Origin of the sequence: Streptomyces lushanensis, assembly GCF_001700515.1 — a bacterium.
Classification (GTDB): domain Bacteria; phylum Actinomycetota; class Actinomycetes; order Streptomycetales; family Streptomycetaceae; genus Streptomyces; species Streptomyces lushanensis.
The window spans coordinates 1-7,680 of the sequence record NZ_MAUD01000456.1; the positions used below are offsets into that span (position 1 = coordinate 1).

6 protein-coding genes are annotated in these 7,680 nt (G+C 72.9%); 4 read left to right on the top strand and 2 right to left on the bottom strand.

Features of this window, described 5'->3' with window-relative positions:
* On the top strand, positions 1 to 1,026 hold a 1,026-nt coding region (locus BFF77_RS29370; protein ID WP_211280345.1), incomplete at its 5' end, for a hypothetical protein.
* On the opposite strand, the gene BFF77_RS29375 is transcribed toward BFF77_RS29370, so the two are convergent.
* On the bottom strand, positions 984 to 3,857 hold the full coding sequence (locus BFF77_RS29375) for a CHAT domain-containing tetratricopeptide repeat protein (RefSeq protein WP_066955922.1): 2,874 nt from the start codon (positions 3,855 to 3,857) through the stop codon (positions 984 to 986). The genes BFF77_RS29370 and BFF77_RS29375 overlap by 43 nt on opposite strands.
* 251 nt (positions 3,858 to 4,108) lie before the next feature.
* On the opposite strand from BFF77_RS29375, the gene BFF77_RS36035 reads away from it, so the two are divergent.
* Together BFF77_RS36035 and BFF77_RS29385 are read left to right on the top strand one after the other, a co-directional pair.
* On the top strand, positions 4,109 to 5,014 hold the full coding sequence (locus tag BFF77_RS36035; RefSeq protein WP_425424440.1) for an SCO2400 family protein: 906 nt from the start codon (positions 4,109 to 4,111) through the stop codon (positions 5,012 to 5,014).
* A 67-nt stretch (positions 5,015 to 5,081) separates the two neighbouring features.
* Positions 5,082 to 5,543 carry a hypothetical protein gene (locus tag BFF77_RS29385; RefSeq protein ID WP_141698559.1) on the top strand — a complete coding sequence of 154 codons (462 nt, stop codon included), beginning with the start codon at positions 5,082 to 5,084 and terminating at the stop codon, positions 5,541 to 5,543.
* 104 nt (positions 5,544 to 5,647) lie between these two features.
* Here the strand turns inward: BFF77_RS29385 and BFF77_RS29390 are convergent, their stop codons facing one another.
* The gene (locus tag BFF77_RS29390; RefSeq protein ID WP_066955928.1) at positions 5,648 to 6,085 is read right to left on the bottom strand and encodes a glutaredoxin domain-containing protein; all 438 of its coding nucleotides are present in this window, start codon (positions 6,083 to 6,085) and stop codon (positions 5,648 to 5,650) included.
* 200 nt (positions 6,086 to 6,285) lie between these two features.
* Between BFF77_RS29390 and BFF77_RS29395 the strand changes: the two genes are divergently transcribed.
* Positions 6,286 to 7,680: hypothetical protein (locus BFF77_RS29395; protein WP_141698560.1), on the top strand; the 1,395-nt coding region annotated here is incomplete at its 3' end.

Consider the following 7,680-nt stretch of genomic DNA (forward strand, 5'->3'; position numbering starts at 1 on the left):
CACCAGGCTCTCCGGGCGGGCGGCTCCCCCCGGAACGCCCTCGGGCCAGTGCAGTTCGAGTCCGGTGAGGCCCGCCCGGAGAGCCTGGTGACGATCATCTCGGACGCGAAGATCGACGGGCTGACCAGGCTGGAGCAGAGCGGTGTGTCCGGACGCCGGTCGATGACGACGACGACCACGCTGGAGCGGCTGCTCGACGATCTCGTCGTCGGCCGCCGGGACGCCCGTCCGCCACGGCAGGCCACGGCTGTCCGCCACCGCGTCGAACGGCTCGACTTCGTCTTCCATCCGGTGCCGCGGCCGGTGGCCGGGCCGGAGCCGGTCTTCGAGGTCGATCGCCGGCCCGATCCGTCCTTCCGGCTGATCGTTCCGCGCGCCACCGGCGCGGCACCACCACCGGGCCGGGTCGCCGTCCGGCTCAGGGAGCTGGCCGTACCCGGCGACAGCCCGTTCTTCCCGGGTCGGGTGCGCGTGGACGCCCTGGTGGTCACGGCCGCCACCGGTGACGGCGGTGTGCGGTACGGAGCGGCCACCGCGCGGTTCGGCCGGCCGGAGCACCGTGCCGGTTCTCCCCGTACCGACCTGCTGGTCCACGAGGGCCCGGTCGGCGGCTTCCTGGACCTCGCCGTATGGGTGACCGAGGACGACGGCAACGGCCCCGGCCTCCGGGAGCTCCTCGCGGAATCCGTACCGGCCCCGGTACCGGCACCGGGCGCCGTCATGGGCCCGGTGGAGGCGGTCGCCGAGCTGGTACGCACCGCGGCACGGGTGATCGGCGCCGGGCGGGGGACGAGCGCCGGGGCGTACCGCACCTCGCTGCTGCCGCACGAACGCTTCGGAGCGGGTACGGCGCGGGCGCCCGCCGGACGCCATCCGGCCCGGGGCGTGCTGAGAACGCGGGATGTCTCCTTCGCGGTGGAGGTCACGGAGGTCACTGGGGGTACGGAGGTCACGGGGGGCACGGAGGTCACGGAGGCCGCCGGTCAGCCGGGCCCGGCGGGCCGGAGCGGCCCCGGATCGCCGTAGCAGACGAAGGCACCCCATGACAGGGGCGCGGCCCCGGCCCGGTAGGCGTCCAGTTGGGCGAGGTGCAGCGCCTTCGCCTTGCCGCGCCCGGCCAGGAGATACGCATAGAAGCGGAGCATCAGCCTCCGGGTCTCGTCGTCGGGCACCTTCCACAGGCTCGCGACGACGGTACGGGCACCGGCCCGGAGGAAGGCCGCGCGCAGGCTGGCGTGGCCTCCGGTGGCCCCGACCGCGCCGACGCCGGTGTCGCAGGCGGAGAGGACGACGAGGTCGGTACCGGTGAGGTCGAGACCGGCGACGTCGGCCGCCGTGAGCAGACCGGTCTCCGCCTCGACGCCCGGATCGTCGTGGCGCAGCCAGGTGTTGGCCCCGGCCAGAGCCATGCCGCTCGCCATGTCCGGATCGCTCCGCAGCCGGTCGAACCTCGACGCGTGGAACGGATGTCCGCGTTGCCGGACCGCCTCGGCCAGCGCGTCCACCGTGGGTTCGTACCGGTCGACGAACGCGTAGCCGTGCGTCGCCATGTGCAGGATCCGGGGGGAGCGGATCTCGCGCATCCGTGCCTTCAGGGCCCGGTCACCGGTGAGCAGCACGGCGCCCGGAAGCCGCTCGGCGATGCTCCGGCCTTCGGCGGCGGTCCCGGCGAGCTCGCCGAACAGCTCGCCGCTGCCGCGTGACTCGCCGGCCACGAGGTCGAAGTCCGGTGCCGCGACCACCACATCGGGCCCGGTCCCGGGACGCTGTCCGTCGGCGGGGTGCGGGCCCCGGGCGAGGTCGTCCATCCCGGTCAGATAGCTGATCGAGAGCCTGGCGAGCCATGGGTCCTGACCTCGCCCGGGACCCGGCACCGATCCTTGCCCCGGCCCCGGCCCCGGATCGGCGGGAAGCGCGCCGAGCGGGATGTGCAGCAGCGGTCCGTCGAGCACCATGAAGACATGCCGCCCGCCGTCGAGATACGGCCGGAGAGGATCCATCACGAGCCGGGACAGCGCGCGGACGGCGTCCGGGCTCCCTCCCGGCGGACCTCCCGGTGGACGGGCGTCCCGGAAGGCGGTCGCGCGGCCGATGCCCTCCAGCGCGATCCGCGCCTCCAGCGCCGCCGCCTCGACGGCCGGGGCCGGACCGAGACCGACGGCGGCGATCCGCCGGCCGGAGGGCTCCACGACGAGCGCGGCATACCGCCCCTGGGCACCGCCGAGTCGCAGGACCTCCACGAAGCACTCGCGCGGGGAGAGGTTACGGCGGAGGGCGTCCGGCTGCGGGAAGGACGGCACCGTACTCCCCGGGGCATCCGGCTGCCGGGGCCGTGGCACACCCGGCTCCGGCGACGACGACAGCGACGCGCCCGGCTCCGGCTCCGGGGACGGCGACGGCGACGGCGACGGCGACGGCGACGACGCGTCCGGCTCCAGGGACGGCGACGGCGGAGGCGGCGACGCGCCCCGCTCCGGCTCCGGCTCCGGCTCCGGCTCCGGCTCCGGCTCCGGCAACGCGTACGCCCGGCTCTCCGGCACCCTGCGGTTCCGTAAGGCCGCTTCGGTACGGGCGAGCTCCTGCCGGAGCTCCCTCATCAGCATCCCGTTCCCGATCCACGCCTCCCCGGGCTTGTGCGTCTGCCCCTGGTCGGCGTTCGTGACCGTCGCCCCGTGCTGCCGCTGTGTCGCCTGCCGCGCCAGGATCAGACGCCGGTGCCCGACGAGTTCGTCGTGCTCGGGCGAACCGTCCGGCCAGTGGTGGTCCAGGAGCAGACCCGGCAGCCGCCGGCGCCAGGCGGCGACCGCCGCCGCCTCTTCGAGCGGCCCGGCACCGGGCCGGCCGTCGAGCGCCGGGCCGAGCACCAGGGCGAGATGGTGGTCGGCGTGGCCGAGCAGGGTGGACAGCCGCTCACGGACACCGTTCGCGTCCAGGCGAGCCGCCGCGTCCGACGCCAGCCAGCGGCCGTCCGCGCGCAGGGCGCCACGGGACGCGTCGAGGGCCTCGGCCGGTCTGCCGACCGCCGTCGCGAGACTCAACTCCGCCCAGGTGGAGCCTATTTGCGGGTGTTCCTCGCCGAGGAACACCCGCTGGACGGACAACGCGTCGCGGTACAGCCGTACACCGTCGTCCAGTTCGCCCTGCCGCATCGCGATACGGCCCATCTGGACAAAGGGGAGGGCCAGCCCGAGATCGGCCTCGCCACGGTGGGCCCGTACGATCGCCGCCGTGCGCCCGAACGCCTCCCGCGCCTCAACGAGATCGCCCCTGATTTCGCACAGCAGTCCCCAGCCGAACCAGGAGAGCACCGCGTCCTGGTGCAGCGGGTGGTGCTCCCAGATCGCGAGGCAGCGCCGGTAGTGGGTCGCGGCCTCGTCATGCTCACCCAACTGCCGGTGCATGTCGGCGAGTTGCCGTACGACCACGGCCACATCACGGTGTCCGGGCCCGCGCAGTGCCTCCAGGACCCTGATCTGCTCCCGCAGGGGCGCCGCGGCGGCGGCCCATTCCCCCTTGCGCACGTGGTACGAGGCCAGGATCCCCCACGCGGCCGACACCGGTTCGCTCACCGCGCCGAAGACCGACCGCCGGACCTCCAGCGCCTCTTCCATACAGACGGCGAACCACCAGGTGGCCCGCCCCTCCGCGTCAACCACGGTCCCGGCGTGAAACGCCGCCTCGGCCTGTCTGATCAGCGCCTTCGCCAGCTCAGGATGCCCAGCGGGCAACCGCTCACGGCACCACTCCACCGCCTCCGTCGCCAACCCCAACGCCCCCGCCGGCCCCGGCTCCTGGGCGCCGCCCAGCGCCCCGTCGATCCGCGCGCACAGCCGGAGGTACTCCTCGGTGACTGCCATCCCTCACCTCGCGATCCCCGTAATTCTCACGATTCCGGCGGGATTCCGACAACTCCACGCGACCGCCCCGCCCGACCACGTCCGGGCGCCCCGCCCGAACACGTCCGGCGAAGAATCTTCGCGAGAGCAACACAGAGTCGACGCACGACCTTCCACGCGTGCCGTTACGTTGTTGCCCGCTCGATCGTGAGTGCGAACTTGAACAGGTCGCCGGAGTTCCTGGTGGCGCAGTCAGCACAGAAAGATCGCGGATGGACTACTGCTCCTCGTGCCGTCGGACCCTCAACGGGGCACTGGTGTGCCCCGGGTGCGGCGCGTACGCCCCGGACATCGCGCCTCCTGGCCACCGACTCCACCACCACACCTCGGCGTTGTCGCCGGCGCCGGCGACCGTGCCGACGACGGAGGCATGGCCCACGCAGGAGTCCGCGGCCTCGGTCCCCGCGCCGGTCCCGGTCCCGGCGGACTCCTTCGAGACGTCTCACCCCGACGCGGAGCCGACCGCCCTCGTCACGCCGTACGCCGTGCCGTCGAGCGGCTCCGGTTCCGGACACACCGACCCCGCGACCGAGGGCCGGGCCGCCCGGCGCCGCCAACTGGCGCGCTGGAAGAAGCAGCGGCGCCGGGCCGCGGTCGCGTCGACCGTCGCGCTCGTCGGAGGCGGTCTGACGCTCGCCGTACTGCCGTCCCGGCCGTCCACCGGCCACGACGCGCAGGCATCCTCGACGCCGGAGCCGAAGGCCACGGCCACCACCCTGCCCGACGCCACCGACACCGACTCGTCGTCCGTACGGCCACGCACCCGCGATCCGCGGGACTCCGGCACCAGCACGGGCAACGGCACCGGCTCCCAGCCGTCCGCGATCACCGGCCCGCCACGGAGGACCACCACCCTGGTGGCCGCCACCACGACCAGGAACCCGAGCCGAACCACCGCCGCCGCTTCCACCGCACCGGCGTACCCCCAGCCGCGCACCACCACGCCCGAGGCTCCCGCCACCACCCCGAGCACGGACCCCGCGCCGCAAGGAACGACCACACCTCCGTCCCCGGCGCCGTCCTCGCCACCGGACAACTCCACCGCGGACACCCCGCCCCCCGCCTCCACCACGCAACCGCCGGACCGGATCTGCCTCCTGGTGCTCTGCGTCGGCTGACCGCACCGGTGGCGCCCTGGGATGCGCGGCGACGGCCGGGGCTCCCCGTGCGCTAGCGTCCCGCCGTATGCGGACACAGCGGACGAGCTTCCTCCTGGCCGGATTAACAGCCCTGCTCATGGCGATATTCGTCGGAGAACCGGTCAGGTACTTCCTCTTCTCCTACGGGTGCGGGGAGGCGGAGGACCGGCTCTCGGAGGCGATCGCGAGGGATCCGGTGCTGGACACGCTGCCCGCGGGCGCCGGGGAGGGGGAGAGGTACGAGGAGTGCGACGACGACGATCTGTTCGTCTCGGTCGGCACCGAATTCCCCTACGACGCCTCCCGCCGGAGCGTTCTCGTCCACTACCGGGAGACCGCGCGGGCGAACGGCTGGCAGCCCCTGCCCACGGGGACCGACGGCTCGCCGCCCGACTGCTTCTCCAAGCGGATCGGCGGCACAACCGCCTTTCTCAGCGTGTACGGCCCGGACAACGGCATGGCGAGCGTGGGGATCACCGCGGATCACTCCGGTTCGAACTGGTGCTGACGGTGGTCAGGGGCGATGATGCCGAGTCCCCGGCGGCGGCGGGCACTTCGCGGTCGGCCCCGGTGCGGCTCGTCCTTGGATCCCCGTCTGCGCCGTGCTCCTGATCACCGGGAACGGGACAGCTGCGCACGCACCCATTCGGGATCGGGATTGACGTGCGGCCGGCCCGCCACGACGACCGTCGGTACGGTCTCGTCGCCGTCGTTGGCCGCCCGCACCGCCGCCGCGCCGGCCGGGTCGCGCCAGATGTCCACCCAGTGCGCCTGGCGGGCACTGCGGCCCAGCCGGACGCGCATCCGCACGCAGTACTTGCAGCCCGGCCGCCAGAAGACGACGGGCCGGCCGTCGACCGCGCTGAGGCGTCGCGCCTCCAGCGCGCCGATCGACCTCGGGAAGATCAGAGGCGAATTCACGCCTGCGAGCAGCACGAAGACCAGCAGAAGTGCCGCGGCCGTGGCGATGTTCCCCCTGACCATCAGCCCGGTCGCGGCGGCTGAGCCGCAGAGGACGAGCAGCACCGGCGAGATCCATGCGCGCATCATGATGACGCAGGCTACCGATGAGTCGATATCGATATCGATGTGTCCACGTGCTTCTCCGGCAAGCCGCTCAGCCGGGCGTCCGCCGGCCGCCCGAGCGGGCCGTGTCTGAAACGCCGCCTCACACCGCGCAATCAGCCGATTATGACCACGTCGGCCTTCGGCGAGCGTTATCCTGCCGCGACGGAGTTCTGGGGGGCGACGTGGCAGCAGGGTCGGCGCGGGCGGTTCTGGTCGAGGGGGCGTCGTACAACGACCCCGCCTTATCCCTTCCGCCGGGGATACGAAGAAACGTCGCCGAGGTGCGGGACGTCCTCGCGGACCCGGTGATCGGTGCGATCGATCCCGAGAACTGCGATGTGGTCTTCTCGGACAACGGTGACGAGGTCCTCGACCGGGTCGCCGAGGCGGCGGCCGAGGACGGTCCGCTCATCGTCTACTGGACCGGTCACGGGGCTCTGACCGACGGTGAGTTGTATCTCGCCGACCGGAACTCCGACGGTACCGACCTCGGCACCTGGGTTTCGGCTCTCGACGTCGCCGACCGTATGACGTCGTCATCGTCCTCATCGTCATCGTCATCGTCCTCATCGTCACCGTCGTCGGAGGCCCGGCCGCCGTCGTCCGCCGGGCGCGCCGACGGTGGCCGGGCCGATCGTCTGCTCATCCTCGACGTCTGCTTCTCCTCGGGACCCGGGCCCGGCCAGGTGCGTCCCCGTGGCATCAGACGCGCCCTGGACCGGCTCGCCCGCGAGGGCATCGCCGTCCTTTCCGCCGTCGGGACGAGCGCGCTGGGCTACGCGGTCAACACGTACTCGACCTCCGTCTTCACCAGCCATCTGGTCACCCTGCTGCGCACGGGCGTGAACTCCAGGGAGCGCACGCTCCATCTGGACTCCCTGCACCGCCAGTTGGCCTCGATGCTGCGCAGCAGCGGATATCACGCCGCCTTTCTGCGCAACGCGGCCGGCTACCGGTCGTCCCTCGTGCTGAACAGGGCCGTGAACGAGAAGGAGTCCACATATCTGCCCGCGCGGCTGGCCGCCGTATCGCTGCGCAGGGAGAGCACACAGCGGCACGCCCTCGCTCTCGGCCTCGCGGCGCCCCCGCCCGCGCCCGCCTCGGGACCCGCGTCCGGCCACCTGTACGGAGCCGCGTCCGCCGGCGCCCCGTCCGAGCGCGGCGCCAGGACACTGCGCCCGGCGGAGGACGCCGGTGCGTTCTACAACGCCCTGCTGCGCAGCGGTACCGGCTTCTCGCGGTCGAGCACGCATCTGCTCCAGGAACCGCGCTCGTGGGACGACGTACGGAACAACCTCAGAACCGTCGTGGACGAGAGCGACAACATGCTGCTCGTCTACATCGCCGCGCACGGTGTGGCCCATATGGGCGACGGCGGGCTCGATCTGCTGCTGACACTCTCGCAGGGCGCGACGGTGCCGCTGAGCGATGTGGTCGGCGAACTGAGCCGTTCCCTGGCGGAGTCCGTCACCCTCATGGTCGACCTCTGCCGTACCGACGCCGCCGAGCACATCATCGGTCGGGGCAGAGCCGCCGGCGGCTCTGCCCCGACCGATGATGTGCTCGGCGGCGTCGGT